This is a genomic window from Methylobacterium oryzae, assembly GCF_021398735.1.
GTDB lineage: Bacteria > Pseudomonadota > Alphaproteobacteria > Rhizobiales > Beijerinckiaceae > Methylobacterium.
Genome location: NZ_CP090349.1, coordinates 3,706,252 through 3,726,184 on the forward strand (window position 1 = coordinate 3,706,252; position 19,933 = coordinate 3,726,184).

Genomic DNA, 19,933 nt, shown 5'->3' on the forward strand with positions numbered 1-19,933 from the left:
CGCTTGGCTGTGCTGATCCCGCGAATCAATGTCGATGACATTATTCTCCCCTTTGTCGAAGATATTCAAAGACATAATTCGCTCTGCGGGATCTATGAACGCCCCTGGGTGCGGCGCGGCCGGCGTCCCGGAGCGGACGGCCGCACATCGAACCCGCGGAGGGAAGCTCGCCTTCTGACATGACGATTACGGTATCGGCGTGCCGAGATCGGGATTCGTCGACATTCGGCGGTTGTGCCGATGCCTCCGAGCCGGCAGCGGCGTTTCAGGAATGTCTCTAAGCCATCGGGCGCCGTCCTCACAACTCGCGCGGGGATCGGGCGCCCGTGGCCGGGCGCGGTCGGCGCGCCTCTCCGCGGCTGTTGACGCCGGGAGGCACCTGTGAGGTATGCCGTCAGCCAGCGAAAACATGGGATGAGGCCGTCCGGTGGCTGAGGACAACACCCTGACGAAGGCCCTGGTGGATGTTCGGGCGCGCAGGGCCGCGCTGCAGAGCGACTACGACAGGATCGCGGCCGAGCTGACCAAGCTCCGGGCGGCGGAGGCGGCGCTGACCTCCATCGTCGAGGGGATCCCGCTGGACGCCTCCGGTCTCCACGCGCCCGAGGGACCGCGGGCCGCCGCGGGGGACCGCGCCGCGCCCGCCTCCGGCGGACGGCGGGGCGCCCGCGGTCCCCGGGCCAACTCGGCCAAGGGGCGGCTGAAGGCGCTGCTCGGCTCGGCCGGCCCGCAGGGCCTGTCGCACGCCGAGATCGCGGAGCGGCTGCCCGACGTCGCGCCCAACACCCTCAACACCTATCTCAGCATGCTGGTGACCGGCGGCGAGGCGATCCGGAACGGCGACTTCTTCACCGCCGCCGCGGCGCCCGACGGGACCGAGGACGGTGACGCCGAGGCCGATCCGGAGGCGGACGAAGAGGTCCGGCACGACGCCGCCGCGGAGTGATCCCGGCACCCGGCTCGGACAGGGCCGCCCGATACGGTCCCGTGCCCGCCACGCCTCCGGGTCAGGCGGCCGCCGACATCCGCCGGATGATCGGCAGCATCAGCGCGCTCGGCGCGGCGGCCGGCACGGGGAAGATCGTGGCCGTCTGGTCGGTCTTCACCCGGGGCAGCCGCTCGATCACCGTCCGCAGGTTCGGGAGCGTCCGCGCCAGGGTCGCGGCCAGCGTCTCGCCCGCGATCTTGGCCATGACGTACTCCAGCGTGTCGCGGGGCGCCTCGTCGATGGCGCTGGTCGACGGGTAGAAGGCCGCCACGGCGTCGCCGCGCTCCAGGCAGAGCTGGCTCAGCTCGTAGAAGGCGGTGTTGTAGACGCGCATCATCTCGTCCAGGCAGGCCGGCTCGAAGGGCGCGCGCTTCTGGCGGAAGATGCGGGGCGTCGCGAAATGGTAGAGCTGCGACGGGCGCATCGCTAGCGCCGCCAGCTGTGGGGCGGCCGGCTCGGCGGCGTCGTAGCGGAGGACTTGGCAGCGCCCGCCGGCGTCGCGGATCTCCCGGGCGATCGACTCCGCCTCGTCGGCGCCGGACGCGTAGGTGATGCAGACCGCCCCGCCCCCGGCGGCGATCAGCTTGGCGGTCGCGGCGCCGAGTCCCCGCGACCCGCCGACGATCAGCGCGGACACCGCCGCGAAGGCGCCGGGCTCCACCAGCGCCGCGAGGTCCCGCAGGCTCTCCTGCTCCACCGGCCGCGGGCGGACGAAGCCCTCGACCCGGGCGACGAGGCCGGGGCCGACCGCGTCCAGCGTCACCGATTGCAGCATCGGCTGGAACCGCTTCACCGCGTAGCCGAGGCTCGAGCCGGTGCCTCCCTCGGTGACGGTCACGTCGATCTTCGAGAGGATCGAGTGGAGGCCGGGCACGAACATGCCGACGAGGGTCGAGAGGCCGCCCAGGGCCGCGACCCGGCCGGGGCCGAGGGCGCGGGCGAGGCGCGGCGCCAGCGCGGCGATCGCCGCCGGGTCCGGCAGCGCGAAGGCCCCGGCGAGACCCGTCAGCGCCGACGGATCGCGGGCGACCGGCTCCGCGGGGATCGCGGTCGGCGCCGCCTCGACCGGCCGGGCCGGCGCCCGCTCCGCCGCGAAGGTCGCCTGGATCGTCAGGCTGCGGACGCCGTCCACCGCCACGGACAGGCGCAGCTGCCGCGCGTCCGCCTCGTGGACCGTCAGGACGGTGCGGTCCCCGACCAGCACGAACCGCTCGAACCGCATCTGCAGGGTCGCGAGCCGGTCGAGCGGGTGAGCATCCGCGCAGGCATCGAGGGCCCAGAGGGCGGCGTGGACGCCGTGAACGGCGCGCTCGCCGGCCAGCGTCCGCCGGGCCATCCGCGCGTCCATGTGCATCGGGTTCACGTCGCCGGTCGCCCGCGCGAAGGCGGCCTGATGGGCCTCGGTCCAGGTCCGCGTCGTCGCGGCGGCCTCGTCCGAACCGGATCCGTTCATCGCGCAGCTCCTCCTCGGCCGGTCCCCGCCCCGGTCGGGCTGACGGGCCGCCGGATGCCCGGCCCCTTGCTTTATGGCACGCGATCTCGCAAGAGGGCGGCGCTCGCACGCACGGAAAGGGGCCGGTCGATCGCCGGAGGGCAGGCATCCGCAGGGTGTCGCAGGGACCGGTATCGAGGATGACCACGGCTCGCGCCCTGTCGATCGGTTTCGTCGGAAACGTCGTCACCAACCCGTTCGGGAAGGTGGCGGGCCGCCTCGCGGATCTCGCCACGGTCTCGTGCGAGCATCTCCCCATCGGACAGATCGAGCAGGTGCTGGCGGGACCCGCCGCCGCCGACGTCCTGATCGTGCATCTCGACCACCGCTGGTTCTTCGACGTCGCCCCGGACGAGGCGGCCGTCGCCCGCGCGCGCGGCCTCGCCGAGCTGGTCTCGGCGCGGCTCGCCCGGGCGCCGGGGACGATCATCCTCAACACCGTGCCGTTCGTGCCGGTCTCCTCCGTCGAGAGCGACCTCCACGACCAGCTGGAGGCGCTGGCGCGGGTGAACGCGGTGCTGTTCGACCTCGCCCGGGCGCAGGAGCGGGTCAGCGTCGTCGACGCCGCCGGCGCCCTGGCGCTGCTCGGCTTCGCCAACGCCTTCCGCGAGCGCAACCGGTACATGTACCAGATGCCCTACGCCCCGGCCGCCGTGGACGCGCTCAACGAGCGCTACGCCGACGCCGTCGCGGCGCGGCTGCGGGCGCGGCGCAAGGTGGTGGTGGTCGACGCCGACAACACCCTCTGGGGCGGCGTCGTCGGCGAGGACGGGGTGGAGAACCTGGAGGTCGACAGCGACTATCCGGGGATCGTCCACACCCAGCTCCAGCGCCAGCTCCTGCGCCTGAAGGGCCTTGGCATCCTGCTCTGCACGGTGACGAAGAACAACGAGGAGGATTTCCGCGCGGTCTTCGCCCAGCGCGCGATGCCGCTCCGCCTCGACGATTTCGTGGCCTACCGCAGCAACTGGACGGAGAAGAGCGAGAACATCCGCGACCTCGCGGCGACCCTGAACCTCGGCCTCGACAGCTTCATCTTCCTCGACGACAACCCGTTCGAGATCGAGGAGGTCCGCGCCCGGCTCCCCGGGGTCGAGTGCCACCTGTTCGACCGGACGCGCCCCGAGCAGGCGCTCAGCCTGCTCGACGGGATCGCGTCGCTGCGCGCCCGGAACGTCACCGCCGAGGATCTGGCCAAGACCGAGCAGTACCGCGGCGAGGCCCAGCGCCAGGAACTGCAGCGCTCCGCCGCCTCGATGGACGACTACCTCGCCTCCCTCGAGATCCGGGTGCACGTCGCCCGCAACAACCCGGGCTCCCTGCGGCGGGTCACCCAGCTGATCAACAAGACCAATCAGTTCAACCTGACGACCCGGCGCTACACCGAGGACGAGGTCGCCACCGCCATGCGGGAGGGCGGCGTCTACGCCGCCCGGGTGGTCGACCGGTTCGGCGACATGGGCATCGTCGGGGTCGCCATCGTCCGGGGCGGCGAGCTCGAGACGTTCCTGATGAGCTGCCGGGCCCTCGGACGCCGCATCGAGGCCCAAATTCTGCGCCACGTCTGCCAGCAGGAGGGTGATCGGGACCTCAAGGCCCAGTATCGCCCGAGCGCGAAGAACCGGATGGTCGAGACCTTCCTCGACGACAACGGCTTCGAACCCCTCAGCGCTGGCCCCGAGGGCAAGACGTACCGACTGACACGAGGACCGGATGACACCCCCTACATCCACATCGTCGCGGAGTGACCGCGGCGCCGTCGAGGCGGCTGCCCGCGCCACCTTCGCGCGGCTCGTCGAGACCTGGGGGCGCCCGGACCTAGAGAATCTCGGGCCCGAGGACGACGTCTACGAGCGGCTCGATTCCTTCGCGGTGGTCGAGCTCCTCCTCGAGACAGAGTCCGAGATCGAGCGGACGGTCGGCCGCTACGTGCCGCTCGCCAACGAGAGCATCCTCGACAGCACGAAGTCGCCGCTCCGCCGCTTCCAGGGCTGGCTCGACTACGTCGCCGAGACGGTCGAGCATGGCTGACCTGCGGTTCTCGCGCGCGACCCTCGCGGGGCTCGTCACCACGGTCGGCGCGCGCGTCCAGGCCTTCGACGACGAGGCGGCCGCCCTCGGGCTCGCCCCCGAGGAGGCGGAGCGCCTCAAGCGGGCCATGGGCTTCTCGACCCGCCACGTCGTCGCCGATCCCGGCACCACGACGGCGGATCTCTGCCTCCACTCGGCGCGCCAGCTCCTGCGCGGCCTCGACCTGCAGCCCGACGCCGTCGACGGGCTGATCCTGGTCACCCAGACGCCGGATTACAGCTCGCCCTCCACGTCGATTGGGATGCAGCACCGACTCGGCATGCGGACCGACACGCTCTGCTTCGACATCCGTCTCGGCTGCAGTGGCTTCGTCTACGGCCTGTCGGTCGCCTACAGTCTTGTCGAATCCGGCCTCAACCGCGTTCTCCTCTGCGTCGGCGACGTCGCGAGCCGCATGGTCGCGACCGGGGACCGGTCGATCACGCCGATCATGGGCGATGCCGGCGCCGCGGTGCTGATCGAGCGGCGTGCGAGCGAGAGCTTCTTCCAGCTCCACAGCGACGGCTCGGGCGAGAAGGCCCTGTTCATCCCGCATAGCGGCCTGCGGGCCGATGCCGAGGATGCGGACAAGCCCGGCACCATGCACATGGACGGGGCGCAGGTCTTCAACTTCACCCTCAAGCGCGTCCCGCCGCTGATCGAGGGCATCCTGGCCTTCTCGGACACGCGCGCCGCGGACGTCGACTTCCTGGTCCTGCACCAGCCGAACAAGTACATCCTCAAGAACCTCCAGCGCCGCCTGGGGCTCGACGACAGCAAGCTCCCGACCGGCACCCAGTCGGTCTACGGCAACCAGAACTCGGCCTCGATCCCCGGCACGATCTCGGGCTTCCTCGCGGAGGCCTATGCGGGGCGGCAGGTGCGCTCGCTGCTCGCCGGCTTCGGGGTCGGCCTGAGCTGGGGAGCCTGCACGATCACCACCGACCGGATCTACGCGCCCCCGGTCATGACCTACGAGGAGACCACCCGATGACCGAGGGCGCATTCCTGGACGAGCTCGGCACGATCCTCGATCAGCCAGGGCCGCTCACCCGCGGGCAGAGCCTCGGGGCGATCGAGACCTTCGACTCGCTGGGCATCCTCAACATCATGGCGCTCTACGACACGCTGGGGCTCGAGGTGGATCCGCAGCGGATCGCCGGGGCGGCGACCACCGACGACCTGATCGCGCTGGCCGGCGCGAAGCTGCAGGCCTGAGCCGATGTCGGAGCCGATCGCGGAGTCGGGTGGGCACGTCCTGGTCGTCGGGGCCAGCAGCGGCATCGGCCGCGCCGTCGCCGAGCGCCTCCGCGCGGGCGGGGCGCGGATCACCGCCCTGGCCCGGCGGGTGGACCGGCTCGCGGAGCTGGAGGCGCTCGGCTGCGCCGCGGTCGCGGCCGACGTCACCGACCTCTCGGCGATCGGCGGCGTGATGCAGGGGGCGGTGGCCGAGCGCGGCCTCCTGACCGGGCTCGTGTACTGCGCGGGCGTCCAGGTCATCAAGCCGATGCGCAGCCTCGGCGTGGAGGAGGTCGAGCGCCTCTACCGCACCAACCTCGTCGCGCCGACCCTGTTCGCCGCCGCCTTCGGCAGCGCCCGCGTCTCGACCCGGGACGCGGTGTTCTGCGCGGTCTCGTCCATCGCGGCGCAGCGGCCCGAGCCGGCGATCGTGCCCTACGCCGCCTCCAAGGCGGGCCTCGACGCCCTGATCAAGGGCCTCGCCCGGGAACTCGCCCCCCGGCGCGCCGTCGGCGTCGCCCCCGGCTGGCTCGACACCGAGATGACCCAGGCCCATGCCCGCCTGTACGGCGCGGAGTTCAAGGAGGCGCTGGAGAAGCGCAGCCCCGCGGGCGCCGCGACCGTCGAATCCGTGGTCGACGCCATCGCGTTCCTGATGTCGTCCCAGGCCCGGCACGTCACCGGCGAGATCCTGCGGGTCGACGGCGGGGCCGTGCTGTGACCGGGACGGCGCAGCGGCTCGCGCTGATCGGCGGCGGCGGCTTCTCCAAGGAGATCGCAGAGATCGCCCGTGCCCTCGGCCACACGGTCGAGGATACCTATTCCACCGCTCCGGAGGTCCAGGTCGGCCGTTACCGCGGCTATCTCGACGCGCTGCTCGCCGACCGGGCGGAGTATGACGGCGTCGTCCTGGCGGTCGGCGGCGTGAGCCGGCGCGCGATCCGGGCGCGGGCCGAGCTGATCGCGTGGCTCGACCGGCACGCCCTCCCCTGCCCCGCCCTCGTCTCGCCCCGCGCGATCGTGAGCCCGGACGTCGCGGTCGGCGTCGGCGCCTTCGTGGCGCACGGGGTGATCGTCAACGCCGATGCCCGGCTCGGGCGCTTCTGCGTGCTGAACTCGGCGGCCATCGTCGGCCACGACACGGTCGTCGGCGACAATACCACGATTTCGCCGGGCGCTTTCGTCGGCGGCCGCTGCACGATCGGCGCCGACAGCCTCGTCGGGCCGCTCGCCAAGGTTCTTCAGGGCCTCACCCTGGGTCAGAGCGTCACGGTCGGCATGGGTTGCAACGTCCTGCGCGCCCTGCCCGACAACGCCACGATCTGGCCCCGGGCGGACATCGTCGCCCCGGCGCCGAAACCGGCCTAATCGGCCTCAGCTCCGCCCGATTGCTGCGTCAGTTCAGTCTTTCCAAGTTCGATGTGTCCAGATGGTCGGCCTCGCGTCCGAACATCGCGAGGAGGTTCCATGAGCGCTGAGCCGCGATCGTTCGAGCAGCCGATCTACGTGACCCGTCCGATGCTGCCCGAACTCGCGGTCTTCACGAAGCATCTGGAGGCGATCTGGCAGTGTGCCGTTCTCTCGAACGGCGGGCCGCAGCACGTGGAGCTGGAGAAGCGGCTCCACGCGCACCTGGGCGACGGTCACATCGCGCTGTTCAACAACGGCACCAACGCCTTGATGACGGCGGTCAAGGCCCTCGACCTCTCGGGCGAGGTCATCACCACCCCCTTCACGTTCGCGGCGACGCCGCACGTGCTCGCCTGGCACGGCATCCGGCCGGTCTTCGCCGACATCGAGGAGCATTCGATGACTCTCGATCCGGCCCGGATCGAGGCGGCGATCACGGAGCGCACCACCGGCATCCTCGCGGTTCACGTCTACGGCAATCCGTGCGACGTCGAGGCGATCGAGCGGATCGCGCGCAAGCATCGCCTCAAGGTGCTGTACGACGGCGCCCACGCCTTCGGGACGCGGGTCAACGGCCGGCCCGTCGCGAGCTACGGCGACGCGACCATGTTCAGCTTCCACGCCACGAAGCTCTTCCACACCGCGGAGGGCGGGGCCGTGGTCACGAACGACGGCGACGTGAAGCGGCGGATGGAGCTGCTCAAGAATTTCGGGATCGCCGACGAGGTGACCGTCAAGGCTGTCGGCATCAACAGCAAGATGAACGAGATCCAGGCCGCCATGGGTCTGTGCCTGGTCGATGCGGTCGCGGCCGAGAAGGCGAAGCGGTTGGACCTCGCGCATGTGTACCGGGATCACCTCGGCGGTGTGCCCGGCATCACCGTCTCACGACCGCTGCACCTCGATACCGACAGCCTGCAATATTACTGCCTTCGGATCGACCGGGCCGTCGCCGGCGTGAGCCGTGACGAGGTCTACGACCGACTCAAACACTACAATGTCTTCGCGCGTCGCTATTTCTATCCGCTATGCAGCCAGTACGAGCCGTACCGCCACTTTCCGGATAGTGCGATCGACAATTTGCCGGTCGCCAACAGAGTCGGCGACCAAGTCCTCTGCCTGCCCTTCTACGGCGAGCTCGGGACCGCCAACGCGGAGCGGATCTGCCAGATCCTCCGTCACATCGTGATGGCCGGGGCCGTCGGCGCCGTGCACGCAGCCTGAGATCGGCCGGCGTCCGGACAATGAGTGTTTCTGGATCCGGCCCTTGAGCGCCCGATGCCCGGAGGGGTTGGTATGAGTGCCGTCCTCATCTCCAGTTTGCGCGCACGCGTCAGCCTGTTTCTCGCGCGGAAGCTGGTCGATGCCGAGTATTATCTCAACCGCTATCCTGACGTCCGCGCGGCCGGTGTCGACCCGGTCCGACACTTCGCCGAATGCGGTTATGCCGTGCCCATCCGCGCGGCGAACCCGTCCATGGAGCGGGCCATCATCAGGCTCTCACCCTTCCTGGCGCTGGCGGTCGTGCTCCTGCCGATCCGGCGCGACGACTGGGTCCAATGTTTCGTCGCCCATTATCAAGAGCTCTGGTGCGGCGACCTGGGTTTGGAATTCCGCTTCGCCCGCTGGGTTGCGCGTCTCCTGGCGGCCCGGGCCACGGGTTCCGGGCCCGACGCTGCGAGTCTGGAGCGGATCGTCGGCACCACGCTCCCGATCGCCCGGATCGGCGACGAGCATCCCTGGCTCACTCTGCGGAAGATGGACCCGCCAGAGACGCACCGATTCAGCTCCCCCCGGGTGTGGGAAGGGCGCGGCGCGCTCGTCGCGCGCGAGGTCACGCTACCCCCGCTCTGGTGCGCGACCGTCCAGAACGCCAGCGTCTTCGGAGCCATGCAGGTCGCGGCGAGCGGCCACTTCGTGAGCTACGAGCCCGCCGCCGATCCGAGTCTGTCCTTCGCGGCCGGCCAGTTCCGGCACGTCATCGCCTGCTACGCGCCGCAGGACAACAAGATCGTGGCGCGCCTGCCCGACGCCGCGACGACCCGCCTCGACGAGGCGATCCTGCTGGGCGGCCGGTGCAGCAACAACCATTTCCATTTCCTCATCGAGTATCTCTCCCGAGGCTATCTGATCGATCGCCTGGATATCCCCGACGAGATTCCGCTGGTCATCTCGGACAATCTGTTTCCATCGCAGATGGAGGCCCTAAGATTATTCTTTCCGAGTCGGAAGTTCGTCGGGGTGTCCAGCCAGCAGCGGCTCGACATCGGGCGGCTCCACATTCCGTCTGTCATGACGTATCTCCCGGACGCGCTTGAGGTCACCGACTGGAAGAAGGAAGGACTCCGCCTCGCGAGCCTGGAATGGCTGCGGAGCCGTGCCTACGAGGCCCTGAGCTCCGAAGACGACGTACCGTCCCGACCGTCCCGGGTCTTTCTAGCCCGGCGGCGCGGCAGGAACATCGTGAACGCCGACGAGGTCGAGGCTGTCTTCGCGCGGCACGGCTTCTCGATCGTGGATCCGAGCGCTCTGTCCTTCATCGAGCAGGTGAGACTGTTCGCGTCCGCAACCCATGTCGCCGGTCCTCTGGGCGCAGCGTTCTCGAACACGATCTTCTGCAGGCCCGGGACATCCGTGCTGGGTCTCGGATCACGCTACGCCGTCACCTCGTCGCTGTTCCAAAATCTAGCGGAATTGATGGGCTGTAACTGCATCCACCTCTTGAGCGACAAGAGAAAGCGTGACTTTATTCGCCTGAGTGCGAACAAGATCTCGCTCCGACAAGGAAGCTATGCCATCAACACGCGGCGCCTCGACGGCTTACTGAAGACGTGGCTCAAGGCGGCCTAGGGCGCCCGGTCTTTGCGGAGGCCCGGCGGTAGTCCAGGCCGTTCTGTGCTGGGATGCGTGACCCTCGTCCGCGTCTGACCGACTGACTGACGCCGCGTCGGCTCCGCTGCAGGCCGTCCTCGGAGCGTCGCGTGACAACGGTCTCCTCGCATGGCAGGACTTGCCGAGATCCGTGAGTTCGTCGCGTTCCAGCCACAGAAACGTATACACCCCGTATGCACATGCCCATCGACCGGATTCGTGAAACGCGTCCGCTGGACAGCCGAAGGCGCTCGCATCTGCGGCTGGCTGAGCCGAGCGACGCGGCTCTGATCTACCGTTTGCGCTCCGACAACCGTCTCAGCCGTTTCCTCAACGCGCCACCCACCACGGTCGAAGAGCAGGCGGCGTGGCTCACACGATACAAGAGCGACGAGACCGCAGGTAGACAGTACTATTTCATCATCGTTTCCGATGGTCAGGATCGCGGCACGGTCCGGATGTACGATTTTCGGATCATCAACGGATTGAAATCGTTCTGTTGGGGCAGCTGGATCATCGCGCCTCCTCCCGTCGTCGGCCTCGCAGGTTACTCCGCGCTCGCGATCTACGAACTGGGATTTGAGCACCTCGGATTCGAGCATTGTCATTTCGACGTGCGTCGTGAAAATGAGAGCGTGATCAATTTCCACCTCCGTTCAGGCGCGAAAATCGTCGACGAGGGCGAGCAAGATTATTTTTTTCACTTCAGTCGCGAAGCTTATGACGCGTTCAGGGCGGCGCATGTGTCGATCCTTGAGCGCCACTCCGCTTTGTTGCAGGCCTCCTGATCGGAGCGGTGACGAGCGACGGTGCTGGGCACCCGATCTCGGCTGCACGATGCGCCGTTCGACGTCGAGGATAGAAATCTCAGCGATGTTGGAGTGGTTTGCCTTACGGGTCGCGCGCCGGATCGTCGACAGTGACTACTATCTGACGCGAAATGCCGATGTGGCGGCGGCGGGCGTCGATCCGGTCGCCCATTTCGCCCGACACTGGTCCGCGGCGCCGTTGCGCGCGCCCAACGCGCGCATGGAGGCGCGGATCTACGCGTGGTCGCCCGTGCTCGTCGCCGTTCTGGCGATGCTCGGGCAGAGCCGCCAGGACATCACGGACTGCTTCCGCTACCGCATCAACCAACTCGCGACCCAGCGCGGCTTCGGCCTGCAGCTTCGGCTCGCCCTCGCGCTCGCGCGCTTCCTCGCCGTACGGTCCGCATCGCCCGCACGTCCGAGCGGCGGAGCGGACACCGGTCTCGGTTCAATCTACCCGGTGGTGCGGATCGGGCAGGATGCGGTGCCCTGGATCGACTGCCGCGGCATCGCGGAAGCCGGCATATTCGACTTCGCGGATCCAGAGATCGCCCTATCCGCGCAGCCGCCGACCGCCCGTCGACTGCGCAGGCCGGAACTCTGGTGCGCGACGATCCGGGACGCGTCGATCTTCGGCTTCGCTCAGGTCGTCTCCCATTCCGCCTTCGTGGTCTACGAGCCGGAGGCGGACCCGGCGTTCCGCTACACGAGCCGCCAGTGCGAGTTCGTCATCACCTGTTTCGGCCCCAAGGGCGACCGGGTCCTGGCCCGCGTCCCGCAGGAGGCCGATCGGGCGATCGATGCGGGCATCCTTCTGATCGGGCGATGCGGTGCGAACTATTTCCACTTCCTGATCGAGTACGCCACGAAGGGCTACATCGTCGACAACGCGTCGATACCGCAGGATGTGCCGCTCATCCTGAGCGACGATCTGTTTCCGCAGGAAATGGACGCCCTGAAGCTGCTCTTCCCGGGGCGCCCATTCACGGTCCGGAAGCACGGTCAGCGGCTGGACGTGAAGACGCTCTACGTTCCGTCCTTGATGACCTTCATTCCGGACACGCCCGATGTCGAGTTCTGGACGGTCGCCGCTGTCAATCACGCGAGCCTTTCCTGGCTGCGCGGGCGGGTGCTTGAGGCCGTGCCTGCGCCCCGTACCGCGCCGGACCGGAAGCTCTATCTCGGTCGATCCGCGGGGCGTAACATCATGAACGCCGCCGAGGTGGAGGCAGTGTTTCGCCGGCACGGCTTCGAGATCGTGAACCCGGGGCAGCTCAGCTTCGCGGAACAGGTCGAGGCTTTCAGGACTGCGCGCTGCATCGCCGGGCCGATCGGCGCCGCCTTCGCCAATCTGGTTTTCGCATCCCCGGCCACCCTCGTCCTGGGACTCGTGTCGCCGTTCGCCGTGCAGTTCTCGACGTTCGCGAGTCTCGCGACGTTTGCCGGGTGTCGTTACTTGGCCGTCCCCGGTGAGCACGGGGCCTATCGCCCCGGCGCCGAGACGCGGCGCCGCTCGCTCGAGCTGACGCACGGCAATTACCGCATCGATCTCGATTACCTTGATACGGTGCTGCGGACCTATGTCTGAAACCTGGCTGTTCCGGTGCACGTCGTCGCGATCTGATCGACAGGGATGACAGCATGAAGACGCCATGGACCGATCTTGGCCTGCGGTTCGCCGCGCCGGGCTCGGGTCTGCTCCGGACGCACGCCATGCTGCCCACGCCGATCGTGCTGGCGGACCGCGTCCGGGTATACTTCTCGTCCTGCGATGCCGATCTGCGCGGGCGCATCTTCTGCGTCGACCTGAGTTTGGACCATCCGCACCCGGTCATCCATTTCGATCCCACCCCCGTTCTCGATCTTGGAGCCGCGGGGTGTTTCGACGCCGACGGCGTCAATCCCTGTCATCTTGAACGCGTCGATGATGTTTGGCGGCTGTATTACGTCGGCTGGCAGAGACTGTCGGAGGACGTTCCATACACCCTCCTGGCCGGGCTCGCGGTGAGCGAAGATCGCGGCAAAACCTTCAGGCGGTGGAAGACGGAGCCCGTCCTTCCGGCGACGCCCGATGAGGGCTACTTCCGGACCGCTCCGTTTGTCCGGCGGGTGGGTGACGGTTTCCAGATCCTCTATATCGGCGGCAACCGCTTCGTCCGGAGTCCCTCCGGGAAGATGCTCCCGCGATACGGCATCCGCCGGTCGAGATCCGCGGACGGAATCCACTGGTCGGCCTCGGCGGAGGATGTGCTGCTGCCGGATGAGGCGCGCGGCGAGATCGGCTTCGGCCGGCCGCGCGTCGAGACGCTCCCCGGGCAGGACCCTGTCCTGATGGTCTCGGTTCGGACCGAACAGACCTACAGGCTGATGACGTGCCCGTGGGACGAAGGCTCGGTCGATCCGTCCGGCCTCGTCCCGGTCATCGACACCGCAGTAGAGGCATGGGCGTCCGAGATGACGTGCTTCGGCGCGACCTGCCAAGTCGGAGAGCGGACGCTGCTCGTCTACAACGGCAACGGCTTCGGACGAACCGGGTTTGGTCTGGCCTACCGGGATCTGACCGCGGCCGGTGACAGGTTCCGAACAGTGTGAGACCGGCCGCGCCGGGACAGGCGCTGCCGCGACCTGATCGACAGCGGCTCCGGGAGCCGTGCGAGGGATCGACCCGGACGGCCGGCCCGTGCGCGTCGGCGGGGCGATCACCGCCTCCGCGGGGCTCGGGCCGGCCAAGACCTCGGACAGGCCGCGCCGCTACAATGCGATTGCGTAGGTGTCCTGCATCACGGCACTGCCGCCGAACTCCTCCTTCTGGGTCAGAAGGCCCTGATTGAGGACGCGGCCGCCTTCCTCGGTCGAGATGCCGAAGTCGAAATAGCGCTTCGTCGGCTGATAGGTCGTGATGAGGGTGCTGAAGAGGAGATCCAGAGCGCCCACGTCGCGTCCCTGCCTGTTGGAGGCGATGTATTGGGCATGCGCGACGTCCTGTGTCTCGAAGATCACGACGCCGGCCACCGTCGCACCCGCCTGCTCAGCCGTGAAGAGCTTGATGTTCTCTGGAAAGCGGGCGGCCAGCATCTCGATTTCCGAGAGGGTATGAACCGGCGCGACCCCGTGGCGCTCCTGGAGCGTCTGCGCGAGGATGTCCCAGAACTCTGGCCAGCGGCTGTCGGTGCGGACGGTGAGACCGGATTTCTGCGCCTTGCCGACACCGCGGCGGCGGCGGGACGAGAGTTCACCGGGCAGCCGGTAGTCGATCGTGGTGGTGACATCTCTCCGGATCAGCTGGGCACCGACGCGAAACAAGCAGTAGAGATCAGCCTCCGCGGGCCGGCGATGATAGATGGTCGGCACCGGCTTGTAGATCAGCTTCCGTGCGCCGGTCTCTCTGTAATGATTGAGGCAATCTTCGAACAGGGTCAGAGTCGCGTCCGTCGACAGGCGGCCGGTCAGGAGGCCGCCGAATGTCAGCCCCTGATGGGAGTAGATCGTATCGCCGTCGATGTTCGCGGGAAGCGCTGCCAGCAGCGTGCCGTCTCGGGTGATGAGCAGCGAGGCATCCGTGAAGCGGTCGGCATGGTAATCCATGAAGCCGCGGTCGAACAGGAAGTGTCCGTTCAGCGCTGTCCGATTGTGTGCATTCCAGGCCGAAATTTCATCCTGGGTGAACCGCCGGATCGACACGGTCATCGCTAGCGCGCTCGGCAGAAGCGCGTGGCGGAAATCTTGCGCGGCTCCGCCGGATTGCCCTGGTAGATCTTATCCGGTTCCGTGGATTGCGCGAGGCTCGAGGCCATGCTGATGAAATTGTCGGGCGCGATCGTGACGCCGTGCCCAATGGCGGCATTGACGCCGAGGAAACTGTAGGTCCCGATCCGACAGAACCCGGATATGACGACGTGAGAACTCACGAAGACATGATCCTCGATGACCGAGCGATGGCCGATATGGTTGCCGCTCCAAAGCGTGACGTTGTTGCCGATCTCAACGAAAGGTTGGATGACGTTGTGCTCCAGGATGAAGCAGTTCTCGCCGATCGTGACATTGTGCCAGACGAAGGCTTTCGTGCTGACGTACGACGTCAACCTGTAGCCCATGGCCTTGACCTGCGCGCAGAGATCAGCCCGAACCCGATTCAACTTCGAATCGCCTATGGCGACGAAGGCGTCGTACGCGTCCGGCGGATAGGCTTGCTGAACCTGGGCAAGTGGAACCACGGGCAGATCGTGATGGTGCGCTTGCGTGATGTACTCCTCCCCGATCGAGAAGGCTTTCACCTCATGGCCGCTGTCATGAGTAAAGTATTCATAGGCCATGCTGGCGATTTCGCCGTTCCCGAATATGATCAGCGGTTTCATCGATCAAGCCTTCATGATGAGAAGATCTTCGCGCCGGTTGGCCATGGGAAGGTCCGGCGCCTGAGGCATGAGGTAGGCATCCGCGCCTGCGGCCTGCGCCCGCTGGATGAGTCCCATGAGCACGGCGTCGTCGATCTTGCCGGGATTCGGCTCGTTGTACTGGACGTCCGGCTCGGTCTCGGTCCGGGTGAAGGCCTTATGGAAACGTCGACCCGTCTCGCTCGCGAAGAAGCGGCGGCGCTTCGAGATGTTCGGGATATCGCCGATCAGGGCACGGCCGCCATCGGCGAGGAGCTCGACGATGCTGTCGAGGAAGGTAAAGGGGTTACCCTCCACGTACACGTAGTGGAAGACGCTGTAGCAGAGGACGACATCGGCTCGGCCGACGGTATCTCGGATCGAATCCCGGATGGCCGGGAACGCGCCGGGGATCTTCACGGTCACGTCGGCGACATCGGGCAACTGCGCGAGCATCTCCGCGCTGTCCACGAGGAACAGGCGATGATTCCGCTCGCGACACAGGTCGATGAGCCGATGCGGCAGCCCGGCACATCCGGGGCCGATATCCACGATCGTTGCGTTCGTCCCGAGCAGCGCCGGAAGCTTGGCGGCGATATCGCGAAGGATCGCCTCCTCGAAACCGTTGCGGTACGTCTCCGGGAAGCCGATCCGCTCGTTGGCGGTGAGGTGCGGATTCTGCGCGAGGGCGCGAAACCCCTCGAACGTGAGATCGACCTTGGCCAGATCAACGTCGCGCTCGGTCCGGAGGCGCTCCAAGGAGCCCGATTGGCTCGCGGAAGGATCATCGCCGGCAGCGTTCAAGGAAGACGATGACACGGGCAGTCTCCTTTTGCGTTTGAGATTGGCGCGCGGAGCCTGTGAGGTTCCGGCTCGCCGCGCTTCGGTTGCCCAGATGTGAGCGGCGGTCGGCCTAGCCGTGGACTTCAGGATCGCTGACGGAGCCGGGCCCGGCAGTCCGGTGCGACGAACCTCACGCCGGACCAGTGCGATAGTCCGGGTTCGCGGCCGTTTGGCAAGCGCGCACAACGTGCCGGATTTCCTCGTCCTGGAGATGGGGACCGATCGGCAGGCTCAGGATCTCTCGGCCGAGCGTGCGGCCCAGATGGCTTTCCCCGGAGATCGGTGTCTCCGCGTAGGCTTCGGCGTCTGCTGGTGCGATCGGGTAGTGAATCTGGGTGCCGACGCCCGCATGGTCGAGCGCCGCCGCCAACGCGTCGCGCTGCGCGGACCGGACGACGAACAGGTGCCAGACGGGATCCGCGCGCGGATCGACCTGCGGTCGGACGAGATCGCTCTGGGCGAGGCCGGCCAGGTAGGCGGCCGCGACCGAGCGGCGACGGGTGTTCCAGTCGTCGAGGTGGCGCAGCTTGATGCGAAGGAGCGCGGCCTGCAGCTCGTCGAGCCGCGAATTCACGCCCTGCTGCCGATGCACATACTTCTCGCGCGACCCGTAATTGGCAAGTTCGCGGATCCGGCGCGCGACCGCGGTGTCGGACGTGGTCACGGCCCCGCCATCGCCAAGTGCGCCCAGGTTCTTGCCCGGATAGAAGCTGAACGCGGCGGCATCGCCGAGGCTGCCGGTTCGCCGGCCGGCGAAGGTCGCGCCGTGAGCCTGCGCGGCATCCTCGATGCAGACGAGACTGTGTCGGCGCGCCAGGGCGCGGAACGCCTCCATGTCGGCGGGCTGGCCGTAGAGGTGGACCGGCATGATGGCCTTCGTCCGGCTGGTCACGGCCCGCGCGGCTCCGGCCGGGTCCATGTTGTAGGTCGACGGATCGGGATCGACGGAGACCGGCTTCGCGCCGACTTGGCTCACCGCCAGCCAGGTCGCGATGAATGTGTTCGAGGGTACGAGAACCTCGTCGCCGGGGCCGACCCCGTAGGCGCGCAGAATCAGTATCAGGGCGTCGAGACCGTTGGCGACGCCGACCGCGTGCTCGGCTTCGCAATACGCGGCAAACTCGGATTCGAAGGCTTCGACCTCCTCACCCAGGACGTACCGGGATCGGTCGAGGACGCGGTGCCATGCGGCGTCGAGTTCGGCGCGGATGGTGTCGTGGGTGCGGCCGAGATCGAGAAACGGAACCTTCATCGCGGGCCTCCTCTACCGGCGTCCCACGGCGCGCAGGAACGTGTCGTAATCCCTGTAATAGTCGCTCTCCTCGTAATGCTGCGAGGCGAGGGAGAGACACACCGCTCCACCTGAGAACTCGTCGATATCCCGCCACACCATTCTCGGGACATAGAGGCCGATGTTGGGCCGATTAAGGAGAAAGGTCTGGCGGTTTTGGCCGTCATTCAGGTGAACTTTGAAGCTGCCGGAGATCGCGATCAGGACCTGCTGCAGTTCCTTGTGGCTGTGCCCCGCGCGGACGGCACCGTGCGAAACATCGTAGATGAAATAGATGCGCCGGATGGCGAAGGGCACGTCCTTCTCGGCCTCAACAGGGGTCAGAGCTCCCCTGTGATCGAGGATGTGGCGAAACTCGATCAGGTGTGGCTGAGTCATCGTTTCCATGCCGAAATCCCGGCTCCCTGACGTCGGCTCATGATCGCAGCACGACCCTGGACCGCGATCGAGGGCCCCTCCGCGTTCGGTGCGCGGTCCGATGTCGCGAAGCCCTCTAAGCGCAAGTTGGCCGATCCGCAATGCCCGTTTCTACCTAAGCGAGCTTTGCGAAATAAGTGCGACTACAGGTTTATTGTCCGCCGGGCTGCCGCGCGAAGGGCAGAGCGCCGAGTAACCGTCCGACGATCGATCGCGCAACGTGTGGCTGTAGAGGCGGTGGGACCGATGTCGGTCGCTGCAGATGTTCCAGAGCCGCAACCACCGCGCTCGGCGCGACGCGGTAGCTGGCGTGGAAGGCGTGACCGTCCTCGTTCGTGGTCGCGCCGCGCAGGAACGTGATCTGCGCGCCGCCGGCCTCGATGAAACTCGTATAGCCCCGGAAATTGAAGCTCAGGTTGGCGTGGATCAGGCCGAGGATCCGGCATTCCGGGCGGCAGAACAGCCCGTTGGTGAGCGCCGAACTTGACGAACCGACGATGATGTCGGCGGCGTGGAACGCGTCGACCTGTTCGAGGAACGTCATCGTCTCCGGGGTGATGACCTCGAAACCGTGCGACCGGAGCGCCTCGGCGATCTCGACCTCGTTGACGAGCTGGCGCTGCGCGAAGGCCTTGCGCGAGATGAACAGTCGGCGGCCGGTGCGGCCGCTCAGCGCCCCGCGCGCGCGGGCGCTGTCGAGGATGCGGGTGCGCAGATCCACCAGGATGTCGGAGGGCCAGATCGTGTCGTAGACCCGCTGTCCCGGCCGCATCTCGAACGGGAAGAAGGCGGGCACCGGCGCGAGGCCGAGCCGGCCGAACGCCACCGGCCGGGGCGGCAGCTTGATGATCGGGCGGTCGCGCGTGTCGACGAGCCGGACCACCTCCTCGTGCGTCGCCGGCATGTGGTCGTCGATGCAAAGCGGGATGCCGTCCGGGCAGCGCGGGTCGTTGTACGCCAGCATGCGCGGCACGAACTCGCAGAACCAGTGGCCGTAATTCCGGCTCTGGAGCCCGAACATCGACAGGCCGACCTCGATCGATAGGCTGTCCTCCGGCACCTCGACGAGGGCCCGCCTCTCCCCGAAGGCCGCCATCACGATCTGGTCCGGGTTGACCCCGTCCTGGAGCAGCACGTCCCGCCGGCGGGGATGGGCGGCGAGGTCGTAGATCAGGTGGCCGTCCTTCACGACGAGGTTGCTGCGCGGGAAGGCGCGGCAGCCGTCGACGAACGCGAGGTACTGGCTCGGCGCCTCCAGGTCCCCCGGCTCCGAGGTGAGGGGCGGCGGCGGTTCGGTGAACTTGAGCTCCGGTGCCAGGATCGGCCTGGGCGGCCGAAGCTCGGCGTAGTCGATGCCCGGCCGGCCGGCCAGGGACGCGGCGGCGACCATGTTGTAGCCGGCCAGGGGGCCGGCGCCGATCAGCCGGCGGGTCGTCTCGTGCAGGGCGACGGCCTCGTCGAAGGCACCGGCCGCGATCAGCGCGTCGAGCTGGAGCCGGCGCAGGTTCTTGATCTTCTTGGCGAGTGGGTCCCCGTCCCGCGAGACGAGGCCGGGGGCGCCGCCGTTGAGGTCCAGGGCGAGGCGGTAGCACTGGACGCTCGCCTCGGCCTCGCCGCGCAGCTCCAGCAGCCACGCCCGGTCGATCAGGTCCTCCATGAGCCGCGGTCGTAGCCGGTTCGCGTCCGCGGCGCGCAGCCGCGCGACGACCGGATCCGCCTCGGCGAAGCGTCCGCGGGCGCAGAGGTCGCGCAGGCGCGCCTCCGCGGCGGCCAGGGTCCAGCGGCCGCCGTCGCGGCCCGCCAGGGCGGCCGCGAGGTCGTAGGCCTGGGCCGCGAGATCGGGCGCGCCGCCCCCGTCCAGCCGGAACGCCAGGGCGTCGAGATGGCGGATCATCGCGCCGGGACTGATTCCCGCCGCCTCGGGGTCGGCAGCGAGCGCGCCGAGCCGCGCGATCAGGTCGCCCGGGCCGCCGCGATGATCTCTGATCAGGTCCAGGAAGTGTGACATGTTCCGCGCGCTCGACCGGCCCGTTCCCGGCCTCGACGTGGTGCCAACCTCGGACGGCCGCCGGCAGGAGCGGGGCCGCGCATCGGGCGTCGTGGCAGGAGCCCACCCTTAGCGTCCCGCCG

At 68.0% G+C, this 19,933-nt stretch carries 19 protein-coding genes; 12 read left to right on the forward strand and 7 right to left on the reverse strand.

Annotated elements, in window-relative coordinates; genetic code table 11:
• Window positions 1–427: 427 nt before the first annotated feature.
• Window positions 428–946, forward strand: coding sequence for a hypothetical protein (locus tag LXM90_RS17695; protein ID WP_234080927.1), 519 nt, complete (start codon window positions 428–430; stop codon window positions 944–946).
• A gap of 61 nt (window positions 947–1,007) precedes the next feature.
• Here the strand turns inward: LXM90_RS17695 and LXM90_RS17700 are convergent, their stop codons facing one another.
• Complete coding sequence (locus LXM90_RS17700; RefSeq protein WP_234080928.1) at window positions 1,008–2,441, reverse strand: SDR family NAD(P)-dependent oxidoreductase; 1,434 nt, start codon at window positions 2,439–2,441, stop codon at window positions 1,008–1,010.
• Window positions 2,442–2,620: 179 nt separating this feature from the next.
• On the opposite strand from LXM90_RS17700, the gene LXM90_RS17705 reads away from it, so the two are divergent.
• From LXM90_RS17705 to LXM90_RS17755, 11 genes are all read left to right on the forward strand, one after another.
• The gene (locus tag LXM90_RS17705; RefSeq protein WP_234080929.1) at window positions 2,621–4,228 is read left to right on the forward strand and encodes an HAD-IIIC family phosphatase; all 1,608 of its coding nucleotides are present in this window, start codon (window positions 2,621–2,623) and stop codon (window positions 4,226–4,228) included.
• Window positions 4,194–4,511, forward strand: coding sequence for a hypothetical protein (locus LXM90_RS17710; RefSeq protein WP_234080930.1), 318 nt, complete (start codon window positions 4,194–4,196; stop codon window positions 4,509–4,511). Before LXM90_RS17705 ends, LXM90_RS17710 begins: the two co-directional genes overlap by 35 nt.
• Entirely contained in the window at window positions 4,504–5,544 is a 1,041-nt protein-coding gene (locus LXM90_RS17715) for a ketoacyl-ACP synthase III (protein WP_234080931.1), read from the forward strand. The genes LXM90_RS17710 and LXM90_RS17715 overlap by 8 nt, the downstream gene beginning before the upstream one ends.
• Window positions 5,541–5,768: a hypothetical protein gene (locus LXM90_RS17720; RefSeq protein WP_234080932.1), complete on the forward strand. Its 228-nt coding sequence runs from the start codon at window positions 5,541–5,543 to the stop codon at window positions 5,766–5,768. The genes LXM90_RS17715 and LXM90_RS17720 overlap by 4 nt, the downstream gene beginning before the upstream one ends.
• A gap of 4 nt (window positions 5,769–5,772) precedes the next feature.
• The gene (locus LXM90_RS17725; protein WP_234080933.1) at window positions 5,773–6,510 is read left to right on the forward strand and encodes an SDR family NAD(P)-dependent oxidoreductase; all 738 of its coding nucleotides are present in this window, start codon (window positions 5,773–5,775) and stop codon (window positions 6,508–6,510) included.
• Window positions 6,507–7,157, forward strand: a complete 651-nt coding sequence (locus tag LXM90_RS17730) for an acetyltransferase (RefSeq protein WP_234080934.1) — start codon at window positions 6,507–6,509, stop codon at window positions 7,155–7,157. Before LXM90_RS17725 ends, LXM90_RS17730 begins: the two co-directional genes overlap by 4 nt.
• A 99-nt stretch (window positions 7,158–7,256) precedes the next feature.
• The gene (locus LXM90_RS17735) at window positions 7,257–8,423 is read left to right on the forward strand and encodes a DegT/DnrJ/EryC1/StrS family aminotransferase (RefSeq protein ID WP_234080935.1); all 1,167 of its coding nucleotides are present in this window, start codon (window positions 7,257–7,259) and stop codon (window positions 8,421–8,423) included.
• Window positions 8,424–8,495: 72 nt separating this feature from the next.
• A complete protein-coding gene (locus LXM90_RS17740) occupies window positions 8,496–10,049 on the forward strand; it encodes a glycosyltransferase family 61 protein (RefSeq protein WP_234080936.1) in 1,554 nt (517 codons plus the stop codon).
• A 215-nt stretch (window positions 10,050–10,264) separates the two neighbouring features.
• Window positions 10,265–10,858: a GNAT family N-acetyltransferase gene (locus LXM90_RS17745; protein WP_234080937.1), complete on the forward strand. Its 594-nt coding sequence runs from the start codon at window positions 10,265–10,267 to the stop codon at window positions 10,856–10,858.
• 85 nt (window positions 10,859–10,943) lie between these two features.
• A complete protein-coding gene (locus LXM90_RS17750) occupies window positions 10,944–12,467 on the forward strand; it encodes a glycosyltransferase family 61 protein (RefSeq protein WP_234080938.1) in 1,524 nt (507 codons plus the stop codon).
• A gap of 53 nt (window positions 12,468–12,520) precedes the next feature.
• The gene (locus LXM90_RS17755; RefSeq protein WP_234080939.1) at window positions 12,521–13,471 is read left to right on the forward strand and encodes a hypothetical protein; all 951 of its coding nucleotides are present in this window, start codon (window positions 12,521–12,523) and stop codon (window positions 13,469–13,471) included.
• A 159-nt stretch (window positions 13,472–13,630) separates the two neighbouring features.
• On the opposite strand, the gene LXM90_RS17760 is transcribed toward LXM90_RS17755, so the two are convergent.
• From LXM90_RS17760 to LXM90_RS17785, 6 genes are all read right to left on the reverse strand, one after another.
• Window positions 13,631–14,566, reverse strand: coding sequence for a GNAT family N-acetyltransferase (locus LXM90_RS17760; protein WP_234080940.1), 936 nt, complete (start codon window positions 14,564–14,566; stop codon window positions 13,631–13,633).
• Between the two features lie 2 nt (window positions 14,567–14,568).
• Window positions 14,569–15,234 (reverse strand): acetyltransferase, encoded by a 666-nt coding sequence (locus tag LXM90_RS17765; protein ID WP_234080941.1) that lies wholly within the window; start codon window positions 15,232–15,234, stop codon window positions 14,569–14,571.
• Window positions 15,235–15,237: 3 nt separating this feature from the next.
• A complete protein-coding gene (locus LXM90_RS17770; RefSeq protein WP_234080942.1) occupies window positions 15,238–16,071 on the reverse strand; it encodes a class I SAM-dependent methyltransferase in 834 nt (277 codons plus the stop codon).
• 154 nt (window positions 16,072–16,225) lie between these two features.
• Window positions 16,226–17,347, reverse strand: a complete 1,122-nt coding sequence (locus LXM90_RS17775; RefSeq protein WP_234080943.1) for a DegT/DnrJ/EryC1/StrS family aminotransferase — start codon at window positions 17,345–17,347, stop codon at window positions 16,226–16,228.
• Window positions 17,348–17,359: 12 nt separating this feature from the next.
• Window positions 17,360–17,773 (reverse strand): sugar 3,4-ketoisomerase, encoded by a 414-nt coding sequence (locus tag LXM90_RS17780; RefSeq protein WP_234080944.1) that lies wholly within the window; start codon window positions 17,771–17,773, stop codon window positions 17,360–17,362.
• Between the two features lie 181 nt (window positions 17,774–17,954).
• Entirely contained in the window at window positions 17,955–19,811 is a 1,857-nt protein-coding gene (locus LXM90_RS17785) for a glycosyltransferase family 61 protein (RefSeq protein ID WP_234080945.1), read from the reverse strand.
• Window positions 19,812–19,933: the final 122 nt, after the last annotated feature.